Source organism: Priestia sp. 53B2, assembly GCF_056099005.1.
Map to the genome: position 1 here is coordinate 237,116 of NZ_JBLZXA010000027.1, position 25,388 is coordinate 262,503.

Below are 25,388 nucleotides of genomic sequence, written 5' to 3' on the forward strand. Positions count from 1 at the left end.
TTTATTGACTTCATTTACATACTTTACGGGGGAGGAATACGTTTGAAACTAAAAAAACGATTAAAATTAAATAAGATAGGGGGAGCCATGCTTGCGGCCGGGGTTATGTGTACAGCTTATACATCTATTCATACGCTACAAGCGCCTGTAGTCGCTTTGGCTGCAGAGAATCAGTCAGATTCTTTGGAGCTAGCATTTGCACAAGCATCTAACGAATTTGGTGTGCCAGCTTCGCTTTTAAAAGCAATTTCCTACAACAAGTCGCGCTGGGAAAATCATAACGGAAAACCTAGTGCAGCCGGGGGATACGGCCTTATGCATTTAACAGACATCCCTTCTTTAGAAGATGGAAAAGGAAACGGAGCTGCACCTTCAAAACCAGCATATGACAAACAGCAAACGCTCTCCTTAGCTGCTAAGCTGCTTAACTCAGATAAAGAAAGATTAAAAAAAGATCCTGTGCAAAATATTCGCGGTGGCGCTGCTGTGCTAGCTTTTATCGCAAAAGACAAAAATGGAAACATACCGTCCACTGATCAGAAATGGTACGATGCAGTCGCCGCTTACAGTGCTTCTCAGGATGAAGAAAACGCTCAAGTATTTGCCGATGATGTATATGAAACGTTGGAAAAAGGAGCAGAGCATACAACATCAGACGGACAGCATCTTAAAATTTCCCCTCAAAATATAGATATGTCGATTCCTCGTGCTGAAAATTCCAATACGAATAAAGCGGATTGTCCGGCATCTTTAAAATGTGAATACATCCCTGCATTTTACGGGAAATATAGCGAAAGTCCTTCAGATTACGGAAACTATGATATTGCAAACCGTCAAAAATCAGATGTTCGCTATATTGTTATTCATGATACAGAAGTAAGTTATGATGGAACGATTGATTTGTTTGCTAACCCTAATAGAGCAGCTGCAAACTATGTAATCCGTTCAAGTGATGGTCACATCGCACAGATGATCAATAACAAAGACGTAGCATGGCATGCAGGAAACTGGTATTTTAATACGCACAGTATTGGAATTGAACATGAAGGATTCGCCCTTGAAGGATCTACTTGGTTTACAGAAGAAATGTATCGTTCTTCGGCAAGACTCGTACGCCACCTTGCCAAAGAATATAATATTCCATTAGACCGAGCTCACATTATTGGTCATGACGAGGTGCCAGGTTTGTCTCCTAAGGCTCAATCAGGTATGCATTCAGATCCCGGGCCGTTTTGGGATTGGGGACACTATATGGATTTGGTAGGAAGCCCTGTTGAGCGCCAGCACACAAACAAACTAGCCGTTACGATTAATCCAGTCTTTCAAAACAATCAGCCGGAGGTATCAGATGCACCAAAGCAGCCGGCCAACTTTGTGTATTTGCATCAAGCTCCCAGCAATGATTCACCGCTACTGAATGAGCCTGCAGCTTCAGGGCCGGGAACGAAACAAACGTTAGACTGGGGAAGCAAAGCTGTAACTGGCCAAACGTATGCAGTAGCTGAGAGAAAAGGAGAATGGACAGCGATTTGGTACGGAGGTCAAAAAGCGTGGTTTTATAATCCGCATAATAAAAATACAAGTAAAGGTACAGGCATATTATTAACGCCAAAACCAGGAAAAGAAAGCATTCAAGTGTACGGAGGAGCTTTTCCGGAAGCTTCAGCCTATCCTTCTGATATACCAGTTAAAGCTATGGTGCCACTTCAATATAAAATTTCTCCAGAGCAGGTGTACGTGGGGGTAGAAAAAGTAACGAGTGACTATTACTATGCACCAACTTTTACAACATATCCAAACGATCACAAAATGATTGCTGGAAAAGACGAATATTATCAAATTCATTTTAATCACCGCTATGCGTTTGTGAAAGCTTCGGATGTAGAGGTTAAAAAACAATAGAATAGACTGTTAAAAGAAAGGAAGAGACAGGGTGTAAACGGTATGTCTCTTTCTTTTTTTAAAAAAACCACAAAAATTCAGAAGGTTATTGATGATGTTTTCTCATAATGATTTTCTAGCTTATTATCTTTTTACAAAAGGAAGGAATGTCCCATGATTATAATTAAGCCTCTAAGTCAGTGTTCTTTTTCTGATGCATTACAAGCATTCAATAAGGGTTTTGAAGATTATTATCTTCCGATTGAGCTGTCACTAGATCAATTCACTTGTAGATTTGGTTCGGATCAGCTATCTGTCGACCATTCTTTTATGGCTTTTTATAATAATACACCAGCTGGAATTATGTTAAATGGAATAAAAAAGGTCAAGGGAAAAAAACATGCTTGGAATGGAGGTACAAGCGTAGCCTTACCTTACCGAAAAATGGGAATTGGAGAAGCCTTACTAAAAGCTACACTTGAGAGATACCAGCAGCAAGGAGTAGTGGAAGCCAGTCTGGAAGCATTTGAAGTGAATGAAAAAGCCATTCACCTTTATCAGAAATACGGATATGAGATTGTAGATACCCTTTTATTTCTAAAGCATAGAGGTAGTTTTCACGCTTCTCTACTTAAAAAGAAGAATCAGCTTACATATTCGTTAAAGCGAAGGCTTGCAAAAGATATTCGAAACCTATCCTTTTATACATACGACGTTCCGTGGAAAAATCAATTTGAGTGTATTCGTGATGGAGAATCGTTTATTGCGTTGAATGAAAAAAACGAAGAAGTTGGCTATCTGTTATTTCAAAAGAATTTTTCTTCCATAGGCATCGTGAATTCCGTTACTTTTTATCAAGGAAGCGTTAAGGAACATATCTCAAATTCAGAGGACGTTCTAGGCTTTTTATTAGCAACCATTTTTAATATGTATGGACCAATTGCTTACAATACATATAATGTCCCTGAAAAAATAAATAGCTTACTCGTGAAAATGTTAAAATCATTTGGTTTTCAAGATTTATATACAGATGAAGGAATCAAACTTGAGCAGGTGTTTATGAAAAAACAACTTTAAAAAGCGGCCATGGGCCGCTTTTACTGCATTTCCGTAATTGGATGTGCATCATAAAATTCCTCGATTTTTTCTTGCTGTCCTTCGAATTTTTCTTTCCATACTTGTTTCACGTCATTATAATTCCGAAGATCTATTCCGTAGAAGTCTGTTAACTCTTTTCGAGTAATGGTGATTGTCTGAGGAACAGTCGTATTAATAGTAAAGTGAACGCTGTCAGCATTTTGTACGGCAGAAAGTAAAATGGTTGCGTTATGTAAAAGTATGCGTTTAGTTTTCATAGACGTCCAGCTTTTTTCAAACGTATGCTGATTATTTATTGCAGCGTAATTAATTGCTAAGTAACAAGGTTTTTGCGTATCTTGAAAGGCTATACCTTTTAAATAAACGTGTCCTGGAAGCTTATTTGTAATTTCTTCTACTGAAGCCTCATGTTTTGAAGAAGAGGTATGTTGAATAGAAGAAGCAGAGACTCTTTTGGCAGACAGATTATTATGAGGTGCATAAGCACACCCTGATAGGCAAGTGAGCACTGTGCAAAGTGTAAGAGAAGCATATATTTTTTTCATAATGGTAACTCCTTTTGTTTATATCTACTTGTAAAGACGAAAGACCTATATATTTTGTTTCATACAAAATATAAGTTTATTCACTAAAAAGACAGATAATCCAAAATAATAGAAGTTAATAACCCTAATGAAGCAATAAAACCAATAACAGGGCCACCTTCTTCAAAAGCTTCCGGCAACATCGTAGAAGCAACCATTGACACAATTCCACCCCCAGCGAATGAGGCAATAAAACCCATCATGTTTGGGGTAGCATTTTGAAGAAATAGATATCCAATCCAAGAACAAAGGGCTGATATAAAGAAGACCGAAAGCCATAATGAAAAAATTTTCTTTTGCTTATATTGGCTTTTTAGTAGTCCGCTTGTCCCGGAGATTCCTTCGGGTATATTGCTGATAAAAATAGAAACAACAAGCAGCCAGCTGACGTGGTGCTGTTCAATCAAACTTGCGCCAATCATCAGTGACTCAGGTATAGCATACATAATGGTACCAATAAAAATGGCTAGTCCCGAGCTAGCGGGGACAAGGTGGTCCGAACGTTTTCTTTTGTGAGCGCCTTTTTTAGCTAAGGAGATGTCAAGAAGAGTAAAAAGTGTTGCGCCTGTTAAGAAGCCTAAAGAAGAAGCAATAATTCCCGCTTCTTTTACCGAATCTTGAATGAGCTCGTAAGCAGCAGCTCCTAACAAAACGCCCGTGCCAAAAGCCATAATATAAGCAGTCAACTGTTTTTTTAAAGGTACAAAAATAGCTATAATAGCTCCAATTAATACAGCTGAGCCTGAGACACCACCCCACATAAGGGCATCTATCACATGAGATCCCTACTTTCTTACGTACTTACTTGTAGTGTAACCATCTCTAAGATTATTATGAAACAAGATAAATGAACTAAAAAAATGGAAAATAATAACTGATTTAGACCCTGAATAAAATAAGTCTTCTGTATAATTGACAAAATTTTCTGATTATGTCCGTTGAAAGTGAAAAAACCTTGTGATAGTCTGACCAAAAGATACAAAGATGGAAAAAATTCTTTGATCTGTAGAAGATTAAAAAACTTAACGAGGTCACTTTTAAACGAAAGAAGGAATACGAGATGAATTCAAAAGCAGTAAAAAGAGAAAATCGCTATGCTAACTTGATTCCTATGCAAGAAATTAAATCAGTTGAACAGCAGCTTTACCCATTTGATATTTATAACAGTCTGCGTCAAGAGGCACCTATTCGTTACGATGAAAGCCGAAACTGCTGGGATGTATTTGATTATGAAACAGTAAAGTATATTTTAAAAAACCCGTCGCTTTTTTCATCCAAACGAGCGATGGAAGAACGCCAAGAAAGTATTTTAATGATGGACCCTCCAAAACATACAAAGTTACGAAACTTAGTAAACAAAGCTTTTACGCCAAGAGCTATTCAGCACTTGGAGGGTCATATTGAAGAGATTGCAGATTATTTATTAGATGAAGTATGCAGCAAAAAAAAGTTTGATATAGTAGAAGACTTTGCTGGACCACTGCCGATTATTGTAATAGCAGAGCTGCTCGGAGTACCTATACAAGACCGAGCGCTGTTTAAAAAATACTCCGATGACTTAGTGAGCGGTGCTGAAAATAATTCAGACGAAGCTTTTGCGAAAATGATGCAAAAGCGTAATGAAGGAGTAATTTTTTTACAAAGGTATTTTAAAGAAATTATCGCGGGGCGTCAGCAAAATAAACAAGAAGATCTTATTTCGCTTCTTTTAGAAGCAGAAATCGACGGCGAGCATTTAACAGAAGAGGAAGTACTGGGTTTTTGTATTTTATTGCTAGTAGCAGGCAATGAAACAACAACAAACTTAATTACGAACGGAGTCCGGTATATGACAGAAGACGTAGACGTGCAGAATGAAGTTCGTCAAGACATATCGCTAGTGCCGAACCTGGTGGAAGAAACGCTTCGTTATTATCCTCCTATTCAAGCGATTGGACGCATAGCTGCTGAAGATGTAGAACTTGGAGAGTGTAAGATTAAAAAAGGGCAGCAGGTAATTAGCTGGGCAGCGAGTGCAAATAGAGATTCAGCTAAGTTTGAACGTCCTGACACTTTTGTCGTGCATCGTAAAACAAATCCTCACGTGAGCTTTGGATTCGGCATCCATTTTTGCTTAGGAGCACCGCTAGCAAGAATGGAAGGGAAAATTGCTTTTACTAAGTTACTAGAGAAAGGCGAGTTTTTAAAAGTTGAGAATCAGTCTTTAAAGCCAATAGACAGCCCTTTTGTTTTTGGCGTAAAAAAATATGAAATTGCTTTTAATAACGCTTGAAAAGCGAGCGCAAATTATGCGCTTGCTTTTTAGCGTTCAGTGTTCCATTTTTGGTACTCTGAAGGGGACGTGTAGGTGTCCATTGAAGAGATAAGCTGCTCGGGAGTATCAGAAATGTTGATTAGACGAATAGCAGAATCCGTAGAAAACCCTTCATCTACGGCATGCTGAACCATTTGCATAAGCGGGTTGTAGTAGCCGTTCACATTTAATAACCCTACTGGTTTTTTATGTATACCAATTTGAGCCCAGCAAAGAGCCTCAAACAACTCTTCAAATGTCCCGAAACCTCCAGGAAGCGCAATATAACCATCAGCTAACTCGTGCATAGTTGCTTTTCGCTCATGCATGCTCTCTACTTCGATGAGTTCTGTCAGCGCGGTATGAACAATTTCACCGCTAAACAAACCGCGGGGCATAATGCCGATGACTTCGCCTCCATGCTGAAGCATTTCATTTGCGACTTCTCCCATCAGGCCCATTCGTGAGCCTCCGTAAATCAGCCGGTAGTTTTTTTTGGCCATGTAGCGTCCTAGCGAGACGGCTGCCTCTTTATATTCTGTTTTTATTCCAGCGCTTGATCCTGCAAACACACAAATTGATTTCAATTGCTTCACTCCTTTGTTTCTTCTCTATATAAGTCTTTTCTGTTTATGAAGAACAAATTCCTTCTTAATAATTTATGAATTTTCACAATGTCATCGCTTGATTATTCTAAAAACTTTGCTTATAATCAAAGCGAAACGTCTGTTTGAAAGCGTTATCTATTGCTTTTCTTTTAATGGAAAAGACAGTACGTATAGATCTACTTGTAAGATAAGTAGATAACATGAACTTATAGGAAATTTGACAGTTTTAAACGCTTCATTTAGGAAGCATACGTACTTGCGGGATTAAGACAAGGGGGATATGGGGATATGCTGAACAATTTAATACGCACATTAATGGTACAAACACCGACTGTACCGGGAAACTTAGGAAGAGTAGCAACAGCTATCGGAAATGTTGGAGGGGACATTGGCGAGGTTGAAACCGTTAAAGTAGGACATAACTACACCATGAGAAGCATTACGGTTCAAGTAGAAAGTGAAGACCAGCTTGAGGAATTGCTTGAAGCGGTTCGCAGTTTAGAAGGCATTACTTTACATACAGTATCAGATGAAGTTCTTCATGCGCATGAAGGCGGTAAAATTCAAATGAAAAGCAAGATGAAAATTGAGTCGATCGCTGACTTAAGAAGAGTATATACACCAGGTGTAGCAAACGTTTGCCGTGCTATTCAAGAACAGCCCGACAAAGCTAAAATTTATACGAGCATTGGAAACACGGTTGCGATTGTAACAGATGGTACCGCTATACTAGGATTAGGGAATATTGGTCCAGTTGCAGGAATGCCTGTTATGGAAGGAAAAGCTGCGTTATTTGATCAACTTGCCAATGTAAACGCTATCCCTATTTTGTTGAATGTAAATGAGCCGGAAGAAATCATTCAAACGGTTAAAAATATTTCACCGGGATTTGGCGGTATTTTACTAGAAGATATAGGGTCGCCTCACTGCTTTGAAATTGAAGAACGTTTAAAAGAAGAGCTCGATATTCCAGTTATGCATGATGATCAGCACGGAACAGCAGTGGTGACACTAGCGGCAGCTATCTCAGCTTGCCGCAGCACAGGTGTGAATTTGAAAGAAGCAAAAGTAGGACAAATCGGCTTAGGAGCTGCCGGCATCGCTACTTGCAGAATGTTCATGGCTTACGGTGTCAAACAGGTGATAGGAGCTGATAAGTCTCCTGAAGCGAATGAGCGCTTAGTCAGCTACGGTGGAAAAGTAGCGGATTCATTAGAAGAGCTTATGGAGAACTGTGATATTGTTATTGCGACAACAGGTGTACCTGGCTTAATACAAAAAGAATGGATCCGAAAAGGGCAAATCATTCTAGCACTTTCTAATCCAAAGCCAGAAATTGAACCTGAAGATGCTCTTGAAGCAGGAGCTATTTACGCTACTGACGGAAGGTCAGTAAATAATGTACTTGGCTTCCCAGGTATTTTCAGAGGAGTGTTAAATGCGGGGGTGCGCGATATTACGCATACGATGCTTGTAGCTGCAGCTGAAGCCATTGCAAATTCAACGCGTCCAGGCGATTTAGTTCCTCATCCTCTTAATCTAGCTGTACACGAAGCAGTATCTGAAGCAGTTGAAAGAGCGGCTGTTGTACACGGAGAGAAAGACAGCGTTTATTGATAACAAACAAGGCTGCCTCGAAATAGGCAGCTTTTTTGTTTTTTATCAAAAAATAATAAGGAAATAGCAAACTATGAAACTTTTTTCCTTTTTTAACGTAATATAGTAATAGAAATAGTAAAAAAGGTAGAGAAAGGAGTTTTTATGGAGTTTGAACATTTAAAGGGCAAACTGCCCCTCGAAGCTAAAAAAGCGATGCGCTGGCAATCCATTTTTACGCATAGCCTGTGGCTTCTTGCAACAGCGGGTTATTTTCTACTCGTTCATTTTTTTGATTGGTGGTCAATTATTGGATGGATATCAGCTGGACTATTAGTCGTGAGCTTTATCATATATACAATTATAGCTCCAAATGTATATATGAATGTATATTCATATGAAGTCACAGATACTCAAATTGATGTACAAAGAGGGCTATTCATCTGGTATCATACGAAAATTCCGCTTGTGAAAGTGCAGCACGTTGAAACGTTGACAGGGCCGATTTTCCGAAAATTTGACTTGGCATCTGTTAAAATCATCACAGCAGCTGGAAGCGTCGAAATTCCTGCACTCGTACAAAGAGATGCTGAAGCACTGCGAGAGTATATTGCTAGACTAGCAGAGGTAGATGATGAAGATGAGTAAGCGGCTGCATCCTCTATATATTGCAATAGCATTTATTGAACATATAAAAAATAATATCCTGCCTTTTGTGTTTGTATTTATCGTCAATCGGCACCTATTGTTTACATATTGGTGGGCAACGCTATTAGCGGGAGGCGTAGTCGCTTTATTTGCTTTTTTTACTTGGAAGGAATTTCGTTATGAAGTAACGGAAACGGAAGTGCGTCTGTATAAAGGGATTTTTAAAAAAGAAAAACGATTTATTCAACGAAATCGCATTCAATCGATTCAGTTAGATCAGCCGTTTGTTTTTAGAATTCTTCGCTTAGCCCGGCTTCGTATTGACACGGCCAGCAGCGGTACGGATGCTGAAATTGATTTATCTGGTATTTCACTAAAAGAAGCGCACCATCTTAAAGATACGTTAAAGTTGTCAGGGAGTCAGCCGGAAATAAGGGAAAAAAATCCTGAACGTACGATGAAAGTGTCGGTGAAACAGCTGGCGTTAGCTGCTGCGTTTTCCGGGAATTTTGGCTATATATTTGCTGCTCTTGGTTTTCTCTATCAGTATATTGATACGTATATCAACCGCTGGGTGAAGACAGCTTATGAAGAAGTGATTCATCAATCGATGCTTGGTTTATTTGTATTAGTGGCTGTAATTATGGTGCTTACTTATTTGCTGTCTATCGTTTTATATGTAATACGATTTGGCGGTTTTACAGTAGAACGCTACGATCATTATCTACATATTAAATACGGATTGTTAAATAAGAAATCCCTTACGATTCCTTTTCATAAAATACAGGCTGTTACGATAGAGGAAGGGTTGGTTCGACGCTTATTTGGATGGTCTTCCGTTTCGTTAAACGTCGTAACCTCTGATTTAAAAGAAAAGGTCTATTTACACCCGTTTATCCAACAAAAAAAGATTGCAGCGTTAATCAACGTATATGCGCACTATGAATATGTAAAGTGCCCAAGAAATACAGCGATTCAATATGCGTGGTATCCATTACTATTACCGGTCTTGTTATTTGCAGCAGCAGGGATTGGCATCAGCTTTTGGAAATCAATGTTTGTGTGGATTATTGCTGTGCTATGCCTTGTATACGTACTTATTCACTGGTTGGGCTATCGCCAAGGCGGCTTGATGATGAAAGATGTATTTGTCAGTATTCGATCGCAGTTTTTAACACGAAAAACAACGATTATTAGAAGGAAGAAAATAGAAGAAATTGAGGTGTTTGCAGGAACCTTTTTATGGGAAAAAGGATACAGGAAAATAAAAATTGCAACTATGGGTACAAACGGCAGCTATAAGTCCGGATATTTTCCATTTGAGATTTGGCATCCTATCTTTCTGCAAGCTACTTCGGCTAAAAAGGCATGAAGAACATCATTGTTCTCCATGCCTTTTGACGTTATCTATTCATTAAATTTTTCCCTTGCTCGTAATAGCTGTTCATCACCTCAACTGGCACCATACTGCCTCCAGTTGACCATACAAGATGAGTAGCTTTTGACATATCGTTTCCTAGTCCTTGCGCTTGTATATAGGAAGACCCGCTTTTCATCAGGTGAAGAGGCCCTTGTAAACCAGCCGCTGCTGAAGGTTCTATATACATATTTTCACGATTGGCTAGCTCATAAATAAATCGGAAAAGTTGATCATCTTCTACGGTATAAATTCCGCTAATAAGCGATTTTACCGTTTCGCCTACAAAGCTAGATGGCCTTCCTACAGCTAGTCCATCGGCAGCTGTTACGTTATCAAGTCCAATATCCGTAACGGAAATACCATCATGCAGCTCGGTCATTAATCCAAGCAGCATGCAAGGAGAGTGAGTAGGTTCAGCAAAAAAGCAGTGAACGTGATCACCGTATATTGCTTTTAATCCAAACGTAATACCGCCAGGACCTCCGCCTACTCCGCAAGGTAAATAGACAAATAAAGGATGTTCGGCGTCTACCTGAATCTGCTGCTCAGCTAGCTGCTTTTTCAAACGTAAAGCCGCAACGGAATAACCAAGAAATAAATCTCTAGACTGCTCATCGTCAATAAAATGACAGGCGGGGTCTGCTTCGGCTTGCTTTCGTCCTTCTTCCACGGCTTTTCCGTAGTCAGACTGATATTCAATAACGGTTACACCTTTAGAACGAAGCAGATCTTTTTTCCATTTTTTAGCGTCCGCTGACATATGGACGGTGACGTTAAAGCCGAGAGTAGCGCTCATAATACCAATGCTTAAACCTAAATTACCGGTAGATCCTACTGCAATAGAATAAGAAGAAAATAACTTTTTACAGCGTTCTTCAGCTAGAAGAGCGTAGCTGTCTTCCTCGGTAAGCAGTCCTTCTTTGATAGCAAGACTTTCAGCAAATTTTAATACTTCATAAATGCCGCCTCTTGCTTTAATAGAACCTGATATGGGAAGATTATGATCGCATTTCATCAATAATTTTCCTTGCAGCTTATTATTCATTTGTTGATTTAAATAGTCTTTCATGTATACAACTTCTTGAAGAGGTGATTCAATTATTCCTTTTGATGCTTTCAGCTCAGGAAAAGCGATTTGAAGAAAAGAAGAAAAGCGAGAAAGTCGTTCTTTTGCATCTTTTATATCTTTGGTATGTAAAGAAAGAGAAGAAAGTGCTTCTTGAGCAGGTTTTATATAAGGATTTATCCAAAGTATTTCCTGATTATTGATTAAAGGTGTTAATAAAGGATATTCATGCATCCATGTAGCAAGGGGTTTTTGGTGAAATAAATGTGTCGTCATAAAGGCTCCTTTCGCAATATGTTATTTCCTTTATATGTATAGTATCAAGAATAGAAGAAGTTGAAAACGAAAATATCACAAAGCACAAAGCACAAAGCACAAAGCACAATTTAACCACCTCTTGTATACTAATAAAGATAATCTACACAATTGCATAGAAAAAAAGGAGGGGAATTCATGCCATTTTCAGGCGATGATAGCAGATGTCCTATCTGCGGAGAAAAAAATAACTGTGCTTCTGTACAAGGCAGAGTAATAGAAAAGTGTTGGTGCATGCAGAAAGTTTTTACTCCTGATCTGTTTAAACAAATTCCTTTAGAAAGCAGAGGAAAAGCGTGTGTATGTGTCAAATGCGTTGGGAGACAGAAGAAAGAAGGTGAGGATTAACTTGAAAAAAGGAATTATTTCATACGGTGAGGCATTTATTGATTATATTGCTAAAAACGAATTTAACACCAGCTTTGACCCTTTTTTAGGAGGCACAACCGTTAATGTAGCAGTTGGAGTTCAGAAGTTAGGAGCAAAAGCATATTATATCTGCAAGTTAGGCAGTGATGAAACAAGTGATTTTGTAAGAAAGAACCTTTTAATTGAAGGAGTGAATCAAAGCGGCTGTGTAATATCGGAGGCTAAAAAAGTTTGTGAAGTGTATGTACATAAAAGTAAAGAAGGAGATCGTTACTTTCATTCCTACATAGATTCTACACCTCATGAGCAAGTGTATAAACATGAGCTGCAGGAAGCTTTATTTGAGCAGGCAGCGATTTTTTATTTTGGATCAGGTACGTTGTTTCATCCGATTTCTCAGGAAACTACAAAAGAAGCTGTGAAGCTCGCAAAAAAACATCGTTTGCTTGTAGCGTTTGATCCAAATATTCGAATGAAAAGATGGGAAAGTGAAGCAGCATGTAGAAATATCGTGACACCGTTTTTGTCCGAAACAGACATTTTGAAAATCTCTCAAGATGAGCTCCTATTTTTGATGAATTCAGCAGACCTGACAGAAAGCCTAGAAAAACTGAGAGCGTATCATATTCCGTACGTGTGGGTCACTCAGGGAGAAAATGGCGCAGCAGCCGTTACTGCAAATCAAACGCTTCATGTGAGTGCAAAAGAAGTGCAGGCGATAGACACGACGGGAGCGGGTGATGCATTTATGGCAGGAATTTTATGGTGTGTTCACGAAAAAGGATTACCTGAAAGTGAGGAGTCACAGAAGCAGTACACAATCTTTGCTAACGCGTTAGGTGGAGCAGTTTCGGCAAGGTACGGAGGAATAATTTCGCTTAAAGCAAAAGATGTATCTAGTATAAAAGCAGGTAGCTGATAGCTACCTGCTTTTGAACGTTTATTATTTAAAAAATGACAGTATAATCATAAGGGCAAAAATAATCGTAAGATGGTTCAATGAGAACACAAACATTAAAGTAGCCCATTTTGTATCTTCTAATTTTTTAAATCCAAAAATCCCAAGAAGCATCCAGACTAGTGTTAAACCGAACATTGTAAATGCGATAATTTTACTAAACGACAAAAATAAGAAAGATGCCGCTAGCAAAATAACTAGGTATACAAGCGTTTGGACTTTGGAACGACGGATACCTTTTACTACAGGAAGCATTGGTACACCTGCGGCTTTATATTCCTCAAGTCTTCTAATCGCAATAGCGTAGAAGTGAGGAGGCTGCCATAAAAACATAAATACAAACAATCCAATTGCTACCGGATGAAATAAGTCTGGTGAAATAGCGGCCCAGCCAATGATTGGAGGCATAGCTCCAGAGATACTTCCGACTTCGGTATTATAAATGGTTGTACGCTTTGTAAGCATAGTATAAGGCACTACATAAAAGAAAAATCCTAAAATACCCATAATGGCGGCCATGTTAGAAACTAAAAATAAAATACCTACACCAATAACAAATAAAGCCAGTCCTAACCATAGAGCAAATTTAGGGTTGACCGCTCCTGTTACCGTCGGTCTGTCTTTCGTACGTTTCATGATCGCATCAATATCACGGTCATAGAAGTTATTAACTGCCCCAGCTCCTCCTACGACAAAGGATGTCCCAATTAAAGCCAAAATAATGATAGGAATTTGTGTCACAAAGCTTAAATCATTAACAGCAATTGCGAGACAAAGCCCAGCAACCATTCCTAGTGAGTTCGATTTAATAATCCCAGTTTTTATAATAGCACTGATTACTTCCCGGGAAAAATACTGATTGATAGGAAGTGATTCCTTTGTGATAACTTCGGTATTTTTCACAGCAATTCTCCTTTTTGAGCTTATTCTTGCATGAATAAACCTAATCTTTATTAATCAACTAAACTATTTTAACAAAAAAAAATCGTAATTACATCAAGGTTGCTCGTAAAATTTGTTAACATTCCTTGAACTTTTAAAAAAAACAAAGAAAAATGTCGAATTACCAATTAAAAATAAGTACATCCTTTATTATAAGATAAAAATGGAATGCTTAAAAATGAAAATTTTGACTATCTGGTGAACTTTTAACGAGCAAGAAACTCGAACTTAATCGTACCATATTTATTGGTAATTGCAATCACATAGTATGTGATGAAAGAAAAGATGTGGTACATTAAAGAAAGAACTAATAAGTTTGTTTACTATGTCTTATTCACAAGGAGGATATATGATGCCAGATAAATATGCTAGCTTCTCTGAACTTGCCTCTTATGAAGTATACAACCAGGACTATAAAATTCAATTTGAAATCAGACCTTCTAACATTATTATGCTTGCGATACACGGCGGAGGTATCGAAACTGGAACATCCGAACTTGCTGTTGGGCTAGCAGGAAACGAATACTCGTACTATATATTTGAAGGGTTAAAGAAAGCAGGGAATGCCGATCTTCATATCACATCCACTCATTTTGATGAACCTCATGCGCTAACTATTATGTCGAAAGAAGACTATGCAGTATCTTTTCATGGATACAATGATAAAAGTGAAAAACACACTAAAATCGGCGGTGCTGACAAAGCGTTAAGGTCCAAAGTACATGAAGCGCTTGTTTCCAAAGGTTTTAGTGCAGAAATTTTATCAGATCAAGACCCTTTTTCCGGTACAAGCCCTAGAAATATAACCAATAAAACAGCTAGGCGGATGGGTGTGCAAATTGAGATAAGTAAAGCGCAAAGAGAAGCTTTTTTTGCAACTAATACGAGAAATGAACGTAAAAATTCGAAAACCCAGGAATTTTTTGAGTATATATCAGCTATTAGAAGTGGATTTCCTCTTAGATAAATCAGATACGTTTAGTATTTATTAAACAGGTTAGATTTATTACGGACATGTTTGTGGTATACATATAGTAACTACATATACTGGAGGAGATAATCATGAAAACATTTGACCAAGAAGATACCCTAGAACGTCTTAAAGCCTCTTATCGATATTTAAAAAGCGTAGACGTACGGGGAATCAGCACATTAGATGATCAAAAACGAGCGGAAGCTGTGCAGTTAATCGAAGAGATTGGTCTTAAAATATCAGAAATGCGTGTAAAAGTAGAGTGAGAAAAAAGAGAAAGAAGGACATCTGTCCTTCTTTCTCTTTTTCAACAACTATAAACAGGAGATTGGCTATGAATGAGCAATATTATGACGCTTTATTAAATATAAAAACAACGGGAGAACAAAAGGGATTTAATGATTCATTTCATTACCATCGTTATGAACCCACGCCTTATAGTGCATTAGAAACACTTTTCACTCAGTATGAGCTAACAAGCAGTGATAGAATTGTCGACTTCGGGTGTGGAAAAGGAAGGCTGAATTTTTATGTGAACTACCTGTGCAATGCCACCGCTGTAGGGGTAGAAATGAATGAACACTTTTATGAGCAGGCCATAGATAATCAGAGGCGCTATTTGAAAAAAGCCAAGGGCCGCAAACATCATATTCATTTTCAGTGTTGTTTAGCTCAGGAATATAAGGTTCATCCACTAGACAACTGCTTTTATTTTTTTAATCCTTTTTCAGTTCAAATCTTTATCCAAGTAGTGAACAATATTTTGCTTTCGTGGGAAGAGAATAAGCGCGAAATTGATTTGATTTTATATTATAGTTCGGAGGATTATCTTCATCATCTCGAAAAACACCCTTCTTTCATTTTAAAAGAAGAGGTAATGCTGCCAGAGTTGGATCGTAAAAACCCATATGAACGGTTTTTGATTTATAAAGTAGCTTATTAAGACGACTTATTTACTGTTTGATAAAGCTGTATCGTGCCGGTTCTATTTAAAAAATCAGCAGGAGGTGGAAAAATACCTGCTGATTTTATTTATAACTTTTTAGAAATTAAAGCATAACACTTTATTATGTAAGCGCTTTCTGTTATAATAAAATTAGGTTGGATAGCATGCGTGGCTATCGGTGTACTCAGCGCAGGCGGGGCTAGTACAGAAAGAGAAGGCTACATACAAGTTAATAAACATTTAGTGGATAGAAATAAGAACTGTCAAAAAAAAATTTATTAATTTGTATGCTAAATCGTAAATTAACAAAAACGGCACTTATGATAAGGTTTTAGAGAAAAGAACCCAGCATATACTGTATAAGCAATTTTTTTACTCTAAAAAAGGGTAAAGAAATTGCTTATTTATTTTTAAATAAGTGCACAGCTGTTCAGATTTCTTTTGAGATATCTAGCGTTAGTGTATAATAGTAACAAGTATGAAAAGTTGACATTGTTAATTGATTAAAGGGGATTTAAAAATGAGTGAACTAAAAATAGATGATGTAGCGAAGCAAAGCGGTTTAACAAAACGTACAATTCGTTATTATGAACAAATTGGACTGATGCCAGCACCTCCAAGAAGTGAAGGTGGATTTCGTCTGTACACCGAAGAGCATGTAGAATTTTTAAAGAAAATTACGAATGCCAAAGAAGTCATGGGTTTTTCACTTCAAGAATTACAGGAATTTCTTGCTTTAAGTGATACTCTTGAAATACAAAAGATGGATTATAGGCAAGTGAAAGGAACAAGTCAACAAAAAGAAAAGTTAGAGCAAGTGTTACATACGGTAGAAGAGCAGCTCAAGCTGATTGAACAGAAAAAGAAAAATATCTTAAAAGTAGAGTCTGACCTTCTGTCACTGAGAGATCGTGCTAAGGCTGCAATTGTAAAATTTGAGCAGGAAGAATCATAAAAAGCAGGCGCATTCACCAGAAGAGTGCGTCTGCTTTTACGGTTTTTATGGGGCATTCATTTATGATTGTGAAGTGTTTTCTTCTAGCTGTACCCCTAAAAGAAGTAAAATAGCCTGTATCCCATCGGCTTTTCCACTGTGAAAGCTTCTGGTTTCAGCATCCAAAGCTTCATTTACAGATTCCATCATATTTGATTCGTACAAGTCTAAAATTAATTGTTTTCCTTCGGGACTCAAATGCAGCTGCCCGCGTTCCTTCATTTTAAACTTCAACTTCTTCAACTCCCTTTCCCATAATACTATCAGTATACAAAATTAATAACATTTACGTAAACGTTAATTTTTGTATATGGACAGAAGAACGTATTGAGTATAGGTACTAAGTGAGGTGAGAGATACTGATTATCCTTTGCTTGTTTTAATGTTTGTCAGCTTATAGCCGCAAGCTGAGCATGTATAGATAACGTTTTGATTGGACTGAGCAGTTAAAACGGTAGCAAGCTCTTTTTGAGAATGACAGTTAGGACAAATAACAACAGGGGATTTCATGTGATTTTCTCCTTTTCTTTTTCATAGTCATATTTTATTTTATGTAAAGTTTAATCAAATATCCTTTGTGCTATCAAAAACGACGGAAGATATGTAAAAAAGCATTCTCGCTCAAAAGAAACGGGAATGCTTAAGGTGAGTTTAAAATCCGTCCTGGCTTGCTGTAAATGGAATGTTAAGTCTTCTTTCTAAATTGCGTAAGCGCTGATTTAATCTGTTTATACGATCAGTATGTCGCTCCACAACTCGATTTAAACGAGTAATTTCTCTGGCTTGCTCCTCATTTTGTCTCTCAAGGGCACGAATTCTTCTTTCAAATCCTCCAAGATTTTGAAGCTGCTGTCTTTCATCGTATTCTTCATGCTGTGGTACGTGAGGGGGGTAGTATTGGTGAACTGAGTAATCAATTTGCTGAGGAATGTATCCAGGGTTGAAATAATAAGGGTTCATTAGGGCACCGCTCCTTTTAAATAGTAATTTCAAATCAAACACGATATAACGTATGCGAAGATAAGAAAAATGCTATAGGCATATACCTAAAGACATTCTGTATTTAAAAAAGGAAAGTATTTTTAAAAGCGACAAGGAGATAGCGGGTCCTTTCTTGAATATGCAAAATAGAAAAGCTTCTTTTTTAGACACTTTATTTAAGAAAGAGGGAAAGTGACCGATGGCTCAAGGGAAACAAAAACCAGCACCTAAAATAGAAGAATCAAAAGCTCCGCCTGCAAAGAAACAAAAATCGAAGAGCCGCAGCACTAAAAAAGCGCAGCTTCCTACATCGCCCTGGGGAAAAGCTGCTTCCATTTTATCTAACATTGATTTCATTCGTTTGTTTCGAGTGCTGTTTCTTGCTTTATTGGTTGCTTTTATTGTGTATCAATATATTTTACTTACAAAGGGAATCTTCATCAAAACATATGCGGCTCTTTGGCATCATCACAAAATGCTCTTGTTGGCCGGAGCTGCATTCATTACCTATACTTCTTTCGTTTTTTACCTTGGCTACCGCACCGCTAAAAAAAGGTAGAACTGCTCTAGGGGGCGAATAGCATCTATTCTTTGAGCAAACCTTATATGTATATCAGCATAGAGGGGGGAAGAAACGTGGACAAGCAGCGAGCAAAACAAATTGCTGATTCACCCGTTATGGCTAACGTTACGTATAACGATACGGCCGTTTATATTCAACATGTAAGCGAAGAAAATGATACGGTAAGAATTTATCCGCTAGGTCAGCCGGAGAATGAACAAAATGTTTCCGTGAGCCAATTAGTAGAGAATTAAGGTGGATAAATAGAGTTGCTTTTTCAGTTAAATAAAAGACAGAGAGCACAATACAGCTCTCTGTCTTTTATTTATTCTTCCCATTTCTTACTGCTGATTTTCTCAATAATCCCGTGCAAATCACCCGGCTTATGAAACTCAATCGGAGACGCGCCTCTTTCAAACAAAATCGATTCCGCTTCAATTAAAGCCACGTAGCGTCCGTTCACTTTCGCTAAGTGAATATTTTCACCGAAATCAGCTAACAGTCCTTTAACCTCTGTTTCGCCAAGCTTCATTTTAAGCTCTGCATCAGGCGTATGCTCGACGATATGAGCAGCAGCTTCCATGACTTGATGCGTATCTAAACGTTCTTGAAGCTCACGCTTTTCACTTGTTGCCCATAGTTCCATATCCGACTCAAACTGTTCGAGTTCTACGCTTTCTGCTTCAAACGTTTCGCTGACGTGTTCACGCACCATGTCCATCACTTGTGTTTTCATAATCTCAGGCATCGGCTCGTTGTAATCAATAAATTTCAAGAAGTCTTCAAAGTAACGAGCGTGAGACGCTTGATGTATGACGAGTTCGCTTTCTTCGACCATGCCTTCTTCAGGCATGTATGGGTATTGAATAGATTTCATGTTTTTAGTAGTAATCGCCATCTCTACGTGGCGAATAAGAGTTGATTCATCTGAAATTGAAGCCACTTTTGGTTCAAAGTCACATTTTAAAATAAACACAAAAGCATGATCAAAATATTTTCTTGGAACAGCAGATACAACTAAAAATGCTCCTCCTCGAACGGCTGCAGTATCAAGGTATGCATTGATAAACTGTTCGCTGTTTTCTTCAAATTCTTCTTTGGTTGTGGCAAAACGAGTGCGGTGAAATAAATTATAATTAGGGTTTGAGTCGAGAGCATGTCCTGGTTCAACTATAAAATACCCGAGCTTTGTAGGCACTTGTTCTGCTTTGGGGTGTCGCTCTACTTTGCGCTTTACAATTTTTTTAAATTCACCGTCTAAAAAATCTTTAATGGAACTTTCTTCATATTCTTCTGTATCAAGCGTTTGAAAATGCTTATATTGTTTAGAGGCCTGTTCTTCTTTTCCTTCTACTTGTATTACGTAAAATGATAAAAAATTAATTTTAAAATCCATAGCAGTCACCTTGTTTCTTTTTAGTCAGTTACTTCAGTATAAGAAAGAGTCCGGTAAGCGTCAATGCCTGTTAGCTTTAGGGAAAGAAGATCTATTTATACAATTGATCAGCTGAGAAATAGTGTATAAAGCAAAGAATAAGAGAGGCAGGGGGCCTCTCTTATTTATACTGCTCCAACCGTTCAAAAAAGGTTTTGACAAACTTATAAAAAATTTTATCAGAAGGTGCTAAATCACGATTTCGAGGAATAATCATCCCGACTGTACGCTGAAGCTGCGGCGTATGAATAGGAAGTTTAGTCGTAAAACGAGGAGTCGTTTCAGACACTGTGCTTTCAGGAAGAAGCGTGACGCCAATTCCTGCGGATACAAGACCTTTAATCGCATCTAAATCTTCTCCTTCAGATGAAATATTGGGCATGAATCCTGCTTGTTTGCAAGCGTCAAAGGCCATTTTATGTAAAATGAATCCTTTTGGAAATAGCACAAAATCTTCATTTCTTAAATCCCGCAGCCGGATGTTATCCCGTTCAGCGAGCGGATGATGAGAAGGAACAAGAGCTAAAAGATTTTCAGTGAATAAAATATGCCCTTCTATACTCTGGTCCTCTACAGGTACAGGGCCTAAAAAAGCGATATTAATATCTCTTTTTTTAACCGATTCAATTAAAAATTTATACGAACCTTGTCTAAGATGAAAAGCAACATTTGGGTGTTCTTCTTTAAAGGCTGATATAATAGTAGGAAGAAGGTGACTGGCAAGGCTTGTTGGAAATCCGATTTTAATCGTTCCTCTTTCGGGATCCAGGTATTCATCAATTTGTTCTTTCGCATAGTCAATAGCTTTCATAGCCGTCTCCGTATGCTCAAGAAAGACTTTTCCTATTGCTGTTAACTTGACATTTCTTCCTTCGCGTTTGAATAAACTAACACCTAGCTCAGACTCCAGGTTCGCGATTTGACGGCTGATCGCTGATTGAGCTACATGCAGATATTCTGCCGCCTCAGATACGTGTTCTCTTTTTGCAACTTCCATAAAATAGCGTAATTGACGCAGTTCCATAGGCATCCTCCATCTATATATATCAAAATTAGATTAGTTTTATCTAAATTATATATTGTTTATATTGATTTGAAAACTTACAATGTAAACAGGTGATCTTAAAAAGATAAAGAAAACGAACGGGGGAGAAGAAGATGACATACAATCAAATGCCAAAAGCTCAAGGTCTCTACCGTCCTGAATTTGAGCACGATGCATGTGGAATCGGACTATACGCTCAATTGAAAGGCGTAGCGTCACATGATATTGTTAAAAAAGGACTAAATATGCTTTGCCAGCTTGACCATCGAGGCGGACAGGGAAGCGATCCGTTAACAGGAGATGGAGCTGGATTAATGGTACAAATTCCACACGCGTTCTTTAAAAAGACATGCGTTGAATTGAACTTGCCAGAAAAAGGTCGTTATGGAGTTGGAATGATCTTTTTCTCAAATGACGAAGACGAGCGTCGAGAAATCGAAGCTTATATTAATAAATTAATTGAAGAAGAGGGACAAACGTTACTAGGTTGGAGAACTGTACCTGTAAATGTCGGAAAAATCGGAAAAGTCGCAAAAGAAAGCTGTCCGTATGTACGACAAGTATTTATTGGGGCAAATGACGGTATTCAAGATGACTTAGCGTTTGAACGCAAGCTATATGTTATTCGTAAGCAAGCGGAAAATTGGGCGCAGGCGCGTCAAAACCGTTTTTATTTTACGAGCCTTTCAAGTAGAACAATTGTGTACAAAGGGTTATTAACCCCTGAGCAAGTTGATGCTTTTTATCTTGACCTACAAGATGAAGACTTCACTTCAGCGTTTGCTTTAGTGCATTCTCGCTTTAGCACAAACACGTTCCCAAGCTGGGAAAGAGCACATCCAAACCGTTATTTAATTCATAACGGTGAAATCAATACGCTTCGCGGTAATCAAAACTGGATGAGAGCACGTGAACAGCAGTTTGTTTCGGACGCATTTGGTAAGGATTTGCCGAAGGTTCTTCCAATTTTAGATGCTGAAGGAAGCGACTCATCCATGTTAGATAATGCGCTAGAGTTCTTTGTATTGGCCGGCCGCAAGCCAGCGCATGCAGCGATGATGCTTATTCCAGAGCCTTGGTCTGAGAATCCGCACATGTCAAAAGAAAAACGTGCTTTCTATGAGTATCATAGCGCATTAATGGAGCCATGGGATGGTCCGACTGCTATTTCGTTTACAGATGGAAAGCAAATCGGTGCTATTTTAGACCGTAACGGTTTACGTCCAGCTCGCTATTATGTTACAAAAGATGATTACATCATACTTTCATCAGAAGTAGGCGTCATTGATGTTGAAGATGAAAATGTATTATATAAAGATCGTTTAAGCCCAGGTAAAATGCTTCTAATCGATTTAGAGGAGGGCCGAATTATTTCAGACGAAGAAATTAAATCTGAAATGGCACAGGCTGAGCCTTATCAAGAGTGGTTAGATGAACAGCTGGTAACGTTGCCAGAAGTGCAGGAAGTAAAATCTGAATACTTCGATGATTTAGTCATTCGCCAGAAGTCATTTGGCTACACGTATGAAGATATTCATAAATATTTAGTTCCAGTTATTACAGAAGGAAAAGATCCGCTTGGTTCAATGGGTAACGATACTCCATTAGCCGTGTTGTCTGATCGTCCTCAATCGCTGTTCAGTTACTTTAAGCAGCTATTTGCTCAAGTAACGAATCCACCGATTGATGCTATTCGTGAACAGTTGGTTACATCGACAATGACATTGCTTGGTGCAGAAGGGAATTTACTGCATCCAACCAAAGAAAACATTCATCGAATTCAGCTTGAGACGCCGGTTTTAACAAACGATCAAACTGATCAGCTGAAGTCTGTCATTCATCCGGATTTCAAAAGTGCCGTTATATCTGCTGTATTTACAAATGATTTAAAAGCAGATCTTGATCGCGTATTTGCTGAAGCTGAAGCTGCAATTAACGCAGGTGCTAGCATTCTTGTTCTGACAGACCGTGAAGCGGGAGCTCAATCCGTAGCTATTCCAGCTTTATTAGCGGTCAGCGGGCTGCACCAGCACCTAGTGCGAAAAGGAAACCGTACAAAGGCGAGCATTGTAGTGGAAACGGGAGAAGCGCGTGAAGTGCACCATTTTGCAGCGCTGATTGGTTACGGCGCAGACGCAATTAATCCATATCTTACTTTTGCAATATATCAAAATGAAATTAACGCAGGTACGTTGAACGTATCGTATGATTATGCTGTTGAGAAATATGTAAAAGCCGTTACTGAAGGTGTCGTAAAAGTAATGTCTAAAATGGGTATTTCAACGGTGCAAAGTTATCGGGGCGCACAAATTTTTGAAGCAGTTGGAATCAGTGCAGAGGTTATCGAGCAATATTTTACAGGTACTGCCTCGCAGCTTGGCGGTATCGGTTTAGATGTTATTGCAAAAGAAGCAAAAACGCGTCATGACAATGCTTATGTTGAAACAATTGAGCAAACGTTGGAATCAGGAAGTGACTTCCAGTGGAGGCACACGGGCGAGCATCATGCGTTTAATCCAAAAACAATTCACACGCTGCAGTGGGCTTGCCGTAAGGGAGATTACAGCTTATTTAAAAAATTCTCTGAATCGGCTAATGAAGAACGCATCGGTTTCTTGCGCAACCTGTTCTCGTTTAATGGATCGCGTTCATCTATCTCCATTGATGAAGTGGAATCCGTTGATTCGATTGTAAAACGTTTTAAATCAGGTGCTATGTCGTTTGGATCTTTAAGTCAAGAAGCTCATGAAACATTAGCGATTGCGATGAACCGTTTAGGGGCACGCAGCAACAGTGGAGAAGGTGGCGAGCATCCTAGCCGCTACACTCTGGATGAGAATGGAGATAATCGCCGCAGTGCGATTAAACAAATCGCTTCTGGGCGTTTTGGGGTGAAAAGTCACTACCTTGTGAATGCGGATGAGCTTCAAATTAAAATGGCACAAGGTGCAAAACCTGGAGAAGGCGGTCAGCTTCCAGGAAACAAAGTATATCCATGGGTGGCAGATGTGCGTGGATCAACGCCAGGAGTAGGCTTAATTTCACCTCCTCCACACCACGATATTTATTCGATTGAAGATTTAGCGCAGCTTATTCATGACTTAAAAAATATAAACCGTGATGCACGAATCAGCGTCAAGCTCGTTTCAAAAGCAGGTGTAGGAACGATTGCTGCCGGAGTAGCAAAAGGAGTAGCGGATGTTATTGTCATTAGCGGTTACGACGGAGGTACGGGAGCATCTCCAAAAACAAGTATTAAACATACTGGACTACCGTGGGAACTTGGCTTAGCAGAAGCTCATCAAACGCTTATGTTAAACGGTCTTCGTGAAAAAGTAGTGCTTGAAACAGACGGGAAATTAATGACGGGTAAAGATGTAGTCATGGCAGCACTTCTAGGAGCAGAAGAGTTTGGTTTTGCTACGGCGCCTTTAATTGTTTTAGGCTGTATCATGATGCGTGCGTGTCACTTAGATACATGCCCAGTTGGAGTGGCAACGCAAAATCCAGAGCTTCGTAAAAAGTTCCTGGGAGAAGCGGACCACATCGTTAACTATATGAAATTTGTTGCACAAGAAGTGCGCGAAATTATGGCTGAACTTGGATTTAAAACAGTGGATGAAATGGTTGGACGTACAGACGTATTAAGCGTTAGCGAACGTGCAAAAAATCACTGGAAGGCTCAGCACTTAGACTTAACAACTCTTTTATATCAAGCTGAAGGTGTACGTACCTTTAAAACACCTCAAAATCATAAAATTGACGAATCTCTTGATATGCAAAAGATTTTGCCTGCGGTACAGCAAGCAATCGAGCATAATTATCAAGTGGAGTTAGAACTTCCAATTTCTAATATTAACCGTGTAGCTGGAACAATTGTAGGAAGTGAAGTTACAAAACGTTACGGTGAGAAAGGTCTGCCAGAAGATACGATTACCCTTCGATTCACTGGCTCTGCAGGACAAAGTTTTGGTGCGTTTGTTCCAAAAGGAATGTCTATGTATCTAACTGGAGATGCAAATGATTATATCGGAAAAGGTTTATCAGGAGGTAAAATCATTGTTGCTCCACCTAAGGAAACAACAGCAGTGTCAGGCGAGAATGTTATCGTGGGGAACGTTGCATTTTACGGTGCAACAAGCGGTGAAGCCTATGTTAGCGGGCTAGCAGGGGAACGTTTTGCAGTTCGTAACAGCGGTGTGAACGTAGTGGTTGAAGGAATTGGCGATCATGGCTGTGAATATATGACTGGCGGACGTGTTGTCGTATTAGGCGATGTAGGTAAAAACTTTGGTGCAGGAATGTCAGGCGGTATTGCTTACGTATTTGCTGATGATCAAGAAGCATTCAAAAACCTTTGCAATAAAGACATGATTGGGTTTGAGAGCTTAAAAGGCGAAGAAGCAGAAGAAGTAAAAGAGATGGTTTCAAATCATCTGAAATATACGAACAGTCATAAAGCAGCATTTGTCTTGGAAAATTGGGAGCAATCACTTTCAAAATTTGTAAAAGTGATTCCGAATGATTATAAACGCATGATGAATCGCATTGAAGAGCAAAAAGCAGCTGGACTAACGGAAGAAGAAGCAGCTATGAGTGCGTTTGAGGAAAATGCAAAACAAGAAAAGAAAGCATCGGCAAAACAACAAGAAGCGGTAGCTCAGTAAGAAAGGG

General features: G+C 38.8%; 25 protein-coding genes. 15 read left to right on the forward strand and 10 right to left on the reverse strand.

Annotated features, from left to right (window positions below):
• The first annotated feature begins 42 nt into the window (after positions 1–42).
• Complete coding sequence (locus ACN6NE_RS21680) at positions 43–1,902, forward strand: N-acetylmuramoyl-L-alanine amidase (RefSeq protein WP_129708616.1); 1,860 nt, start codon at positions 43–45, stop codon at positions 1,900–1,902.
• Between the two features lie 153 nt (positions 1,903–2,055).
• Positions 2,056–2,958 carry a GNAT family N-acetyltransferase gene (locus ACN6NE_RS21685; RefSeq protein ID WP_474327186.1) on the forward strand — a complete coding sequence of 301 codons (903 nt, stop codon included), beginning with the start codon at positions 2,056–2,058 and terminating at the stop codon, positions 2,956–2,958.
• 20 nt (positions 2,959–2,978) lie between these two features.
• Here ACN6NE_RS21685 and ACN6NE_RS21690 read toward each other — a convergent pair whose 3' ends face one another.
• Both ACN6NE_RS21690 and ACN6NE_RS21695 read right to left on the reverse strand, forming a co-directional pair.
• Positions 2,979–3,524, reverse strand: coding sequence for a DUF4825 domain-containing protein (locus ACN6NE_RS21690; RefSeq protein WP_474327188.1), 546 nt, complete (start codon positions 3,522–3,524; stop codon positions 2,979–2,981).
• A gap of 83 nt (positions 3,525–3,607) precedes the next feature.
• Complete coding sequence (locus ACN6NE_RS21695) at positions 3,608–4,339, reverse strand: ZIP family metal transporter (RefSeq protein WP_474327190.1); 732 nt, start codon at positions 4,337–4,339, stop codon at positions 3,608–3,610.
• Between the two features lie 284 nt (positions 4,340–4,623).
• On the opposite strand from ACN6NE_RS21695, the gene ACN6NE_RS21700 reads away from it, so the two are divergent.
• Positions 4,624–5,835 carry a cytochrome P450 gene (locus ACN6NE_RS21700; protein ID WP_129708628.1) on the forward strand — a complete coding sequence of 404 codons (1,212 nt, stop codon included), beginning with the start codon at positions 4,624–4,626 and terminating at the stop codon, positions 5,833–5,835.
• A 29-nt stretch (positions 5,836–5,864) separates the two neighbouring features.
• On the opposite strand, the gene ACN6NE_RS21705 is transcribed toward ACN6NE_RS21700, so the two are convergent.
• On the reverse strand, positions 5,865–6,443 hold the full coding sequence (locus tag ACN6NE_RS21705; RefSeq protein ID WP_129708631.1) for an LOG family protein: 579 nt from the start codon (positions 6,441–6,443) through the stop codon (positions 5,865–5,867).
• A 309-nt stretch (positions 6,444–6,752) separates the two neighbouring features.
• On the opposite strand from ACN6NE_RS21705, the gene ACN6NE_RS21710 reads away from it, so the two are divergent.
• The 3 genes from ACN6NE_RS21710 to ACN6NE_RS21720 all read left to right on the forward strand — a co-directional run bounded on the left by ACN6NE_RS21710 (position 6,753) and on the right by ACN6NE_RS21720 (position 10,080).
• Positions 6,753–8,081 (forward strand): NAD-dependent malic enzyme, encoded by a 1,329-nt coding sequence (locus ACN6NE_RS21710; protein ID WP_129708634.1) that lies wholly within the window; start codon positions 6,753–6,755, stop codon positions 8,079–8,081.
• A 144-nt stretch (positions 8,082–8,225) separates the two neighbouring features.
• Positions 8,226–8,708 (forward strand): PH domain-containing protein, encoded by a 483-nt coding sequence (locus tag ACN6NE_RS21715; RefSeq protein WP_013056785.1) that lies wholly within the window; start codon positions 8,226–8,228, stop codon positions 8,706–8,708.
• On the forward strand, positions 8,701–10,080 hold the full coding sequence (locus ACN6NE_RS21720) for a PH domain-containing protein (protein WP_474327194.1): 1,380 nt from the start codon (positions 8,701–8,703) through the stop codon (positions 10,078–10,080). Before ACN6NE_RS21715 ends, ACN6NE_RS21720 begins: the two co-directional genes overlap by 8 nt.
• A gap of 31 nt (positions 10,081–10,111) precedes the next feature.
• Here the strand turns inward: ACN6NE_RS21720 and ACN6NE_RS21725 are convergent, their stop codons facing one another.
• The gene (locus ACN6NE_RS21725) at positions 10,112–11,470 is read right to left on the reverse strand and encodes a D-serine ammonia-lyase (protein WP_129708640.1); all 1,359 of its coding nucleotides are present in this window, start codon (positions 11,468–11,470) and stop codon (positions 10,112–10,114) included.
• A 177-nt stretch (positions 11,471–11,647) separates the two neighbouring features.
• Here ACN6NE_RS21725 and ACN6NE_RS21730 point away from each other — a divergent pair, with 177 nt between their 5' ends.
• Together ACN6NE_RS21730 and ACN6NE_RS21735 are read left to right on the forward strand one after the other, a co-directional pair.
• The gene (locus ACN6NE_RS21730; RefSeq protein WP_474327196.1) at positions 11,648–11,857 is read left to right on the forward strand and encodes a cysteine-rich CWC family protein; all 210 of its coding nucleotides are present in this window, start codon (positions 11,648–11,650) and stop codon (positions 11,855–11,857) included.
• 1 nt (position 11,858) lies between these two features.
• The gene (locus tag ACN6NE_RS21735) at positions 11,859–12,797 is read left to right on the forward strand and encodes a carbohydrate kinase family protein (RefSeq protein WP_129708643.1); all 939 of its coding nucleotides are present in this window, start codon (positions 11,859–11,861) and stop codon (positions 12,795–12,797) included.
• Between the two features lie 24 nt (positions 12,798–12,821).
• On the opposite strand, the gene cyoE is transcribed toward ACN6NE_RS21735, so the two are convergent.
• The gene (gene cyoE / locus ACN6NE_RS21740) at positions 12,822–13,739 is read right to left on the reverse strand and encodes a heme o synthase (protein WP_129708645.1); all 918 of its coding nucleotides are present in this window, start codon (positions 13,737–13,739) and stop codon (positions 12,822–12,824) included.
• Between the two features lie 388 nt (positions 13,740–14,127).
• Between cyoE and ACN6NE_RS21745 the strand changes: the two genes are divergently transcribed.
• The 4 genes from ACN6NE_RS21745 to ACN6NE_RS21760 all read left to right on the forward strand — a co-directional run bounded on the left by ACN6NE_RS21745 (position 14,128) and on the right by ACN6NE_RS21760 (position 16,652).
• On the forward strand, positions 14,128–14,745 hold the full coding sequence (locus ACN6NE_RS21745) for a poly-gamma-glutamate hydrolase family protein (protein ID WP_129708648.1): 618 nt from the start codon (positions 14,128–14,130) through the stop codon (positions 14,743–14,745).
• 95 nt (positions 14,746–14,840) lie between these two features.
• Positions 14,841–15,017 (forward strand): hypothetical protein, encoded by a 177-nt coding sequence (locus ACN6NE_RS21750; protein ID WP_013056791.1) that lies wholly within the window; start codon positions 14,841–14,843, stop codon positions 15,015–15,017.
• A gap of 68 nt (positions 15,018–15,085) precedes the next feature.
• On the forward strand, positions 15,086–15,694 hold the full coding sequence (locus ACN6NE_RS21755) for a methyltransferase (protein WP_129708650.1): 609 nt from the start codon (positions 15,086–15,088) through the stop codon (positions 15,692–15,694).
• Positions 15,695–16,217: 523 nt separating this feature from the next.
• Entirely contained in the window at positions 16,218–16,652 is a 435-nt protein-coding gene (locus ACN6NE_RS21760) for a MerR family transcriptional regulator (protein WP_033578828.1), read from the forward strand.
• A gap of 60 nt (positions 16,653–16,712) precedes the next feature.
• Here the strand turns inward: ACN6NE_RS21760 and ACN6NE_RS21765 are convergent, their stop codons facing one another.
• The 3 genes from ACN6NE_RS21765 to ACN6NE_RS21775 form a co-directional block, all read right to left on the reverse strand.
• Positions 16,713–16,925, reverse strand: a complete 213-nt coding sequence (locus tag ACN6NE_RS21765; RefSeq protein WP_013056795.1) for a hypothetical protein — start codon at positions 16,923–16,925, stop codon at positions 16,713–16,715.
• A gap of 129 nt (positions 16,926–17,054) precedes the next feature.
• Positions 17,055–17,201: a hypothetical protein gene (locus ACN6NE_RS21770; protein ID WP_013056796.1), complete on the reverse strand. Its 147-nt coding sequence runs from the start codon at positions 17,199–17,201 to the stop codon at positions 17,055–17,057.
• Between the two features lie 141 nt (positions 17,202–17,342).
• Entirely contained in the window at positions 17,343–17,651 is a 309-nt protein-coding gene (locus tag ACN6NE_RS21775) for a hypothetical protein (RefSeq protein WP_129708653.1), read from the reverse strand.
• Positions 17,652–17,871: 220 nt separating this feature from the next.
• On the opposite strand from ACN6NE_RS21775, the gene ACN6NE_RS21780 reads away from it, so the two are divergent.
• A complete protein-coding gene (locus ACN6NE_RS21780; protein WP_474327202.1) occupies positions 17,872–18,231 on the forward strand; it encodes a hypothetical protein in 360 nt (119 codons plus the stop codon).
• 77 nt (positions 18,232–18,308) lie between these two features.
• A complete protein-coding gene (locus ACN6NE_RS21785; RefSeq protein ID WP_013056799.1) occupies positions 18,309–18,488 on the forward strand; it encodes an H-type small acid-soluble spore protein in 180 nt (59 codons plus the stop codon).
• Positions 18,489–18,559: 71 nt separating this feature from the next.
• On the opposite strand, the gene ACN6NE_RS21790 is transcribed toward ACN6NE_RS21785, so the two are convergent.
• Complete coding sequence (locus ACN6NE_RS21790; RefSeq protein WP_474327204.1) at positions 18,560–19,630, reverse strand: DUF3900 domain-containing protein; 1,071 nt, start codon at positions 19,628–19,630, stop codon at positions 18,560–18,562.
• Between the two features lie 160 nt (positions 19,631–19,790).
• A complete protein-coding gene (gene gltC, locus ACN6NE_RS21795; protein WP_013056801.1) occupies positions 19,791–20,693 on the reverse strand; it encodes a glutamate biosynthesis transcriptional regulator GltC in 903 nt (300 codons plus the stop codon).
• Positions 20,694–20,827: 134 nt separating this feature from the next.
• Here gltC and gltB point away from each other — a divergent pair, with 134 nt between their 5' ends.
• Entirely contained in the window at positions 20,828–25,381 is a 4,554-nt protein-coding gene (gltB, locus tag ACN6NE_RS21800; RefSeq protein ID WP_474327207.1) for a glutamate synthase large subunit, read from the forward strand.
• The last annotated feature ends 7 nt before the right edge of the window (positions 25,382–25,388 follow it).

Coding starts and splice junctions, on each gene's coding strand:
- ACN6NE_RS21685 (WP_474327186.1), top strand. CDS start 2,056: ATGATTATAATTAAGCCTCTAAGTCAGTGTTCTTTTTCTGATGCATTA.
- ACN6NE_RS21690 (WP_474327188.1), bottom strand. CDS start 3,524: ATGAAAAAAATATATGCTTCTCTTACACTTTGCACAGTGCTCACTTGC.
- ACN6NE_RS21700 (WP_129708628.1), top strand. CDS start 4,624: ATGAATTCAAAAGCAGTAAAAAGAGAAAATCGCTATGCTAACTTGATT.
- ACN6NE_RS21710 (WP_129708634.1), top strand. CDS start 6,753: ATGCTGAACAATTTAATACGCACATTAATGGTACAAACACCGACTGTA.
- ACN6NE_RS21715 (WP_013056785.1), top strand. CDS start 8,226: ATGGAGTTTGAACATTTAAAGGGCAAACTGCCCCTCGAAGCTAAAAAA.
- ACN6NE_RS21720 (WP_474327194.1), top strand. CDS start 8,701: ATGAGTAAGCGGCTGCATCCTCTATATATTGCAATAGCATTTATTGAA.
- ACN6NE_RS21725 (WP_129708640.1), bottom strand. CDS start 11,470: ATGACGACACATTTATTTCACCAAAAACCCCTTGCTACATGGATGCAT.
- ACN6NE_RS21730 (WP_474327196.1), top strand. CDS start 11,648: ATGCCATTTTCAGGCGATGATAGCAGATGTCCTATCTGCGGAGAAAAA.
- ACN6NE_RS21745 (WP_129708648.1), top strand. CDS start 14,128: ATGATGCCAGATAAATATGCTAGCTTCTCTGAACTTGCCTCTTATGAA.
- ACN6NE_RS21750 (WP_013056791.1), top strand. CDS start 14,841: ATGAAAACATTTGACCAAGAAGATACCCTAGAACGTCTTAAAGCCTCT.
- ACN6NE_RS21755 (WP_129708650.1), top strand. CDS start 15,086: ATGAATGAGCAATATTATGACGCTTTATTAAATATAAAAACAACGGGA.
- ACN6NE_RS21760 (WP_033578828.1), top strand. CDS start 16,218: ATGAGTGAACTAAAAATAGATGATGTAGCGAAGCAAAGCGGTTTAACA.
- ACN6NE_RS21770 (WP_013056796.1), bottom strand. CDS start 17,201: ATGAAATCCCCTGTTGTTATTTGTCCTAACTGTCATTCTCAAAAAGAG.
- ACN6NE_RS21775 (WP_129708653.1), bottom strand. CDS start 17,651: ATGAACCCTTATTATTTCAACCCTGGATACATTCCTCAGCAAATTGAT.
- ACN6NE_RS21780 (WP_474327202.1), top strand. CDS start 17,872: ATGGCTCAAGGGAAACAAAAACCAGCACCTAAAATAGAAGAATCAAAA.
- ACN6NE_RS21790 (WP_474327204.1), bottom strand. CDS start 19,630: ATGGATTTTAAAATTAATTTTTTATCATTTTACGTAATACAAGTAGAA.
- gltC (WP_013056801.1), bottom strand. CDS start 20,693: ATGGAACTGCGTCAATTACGCTATTTTATGGAAGTTGCAAAAAGAGAA.
- gltB (WP_474327207.1), top strand. CDS start 20,828: ATGACATACAATCAAATGCCAAAAGCTCAAGGTCTCTACCGTCCTGAA.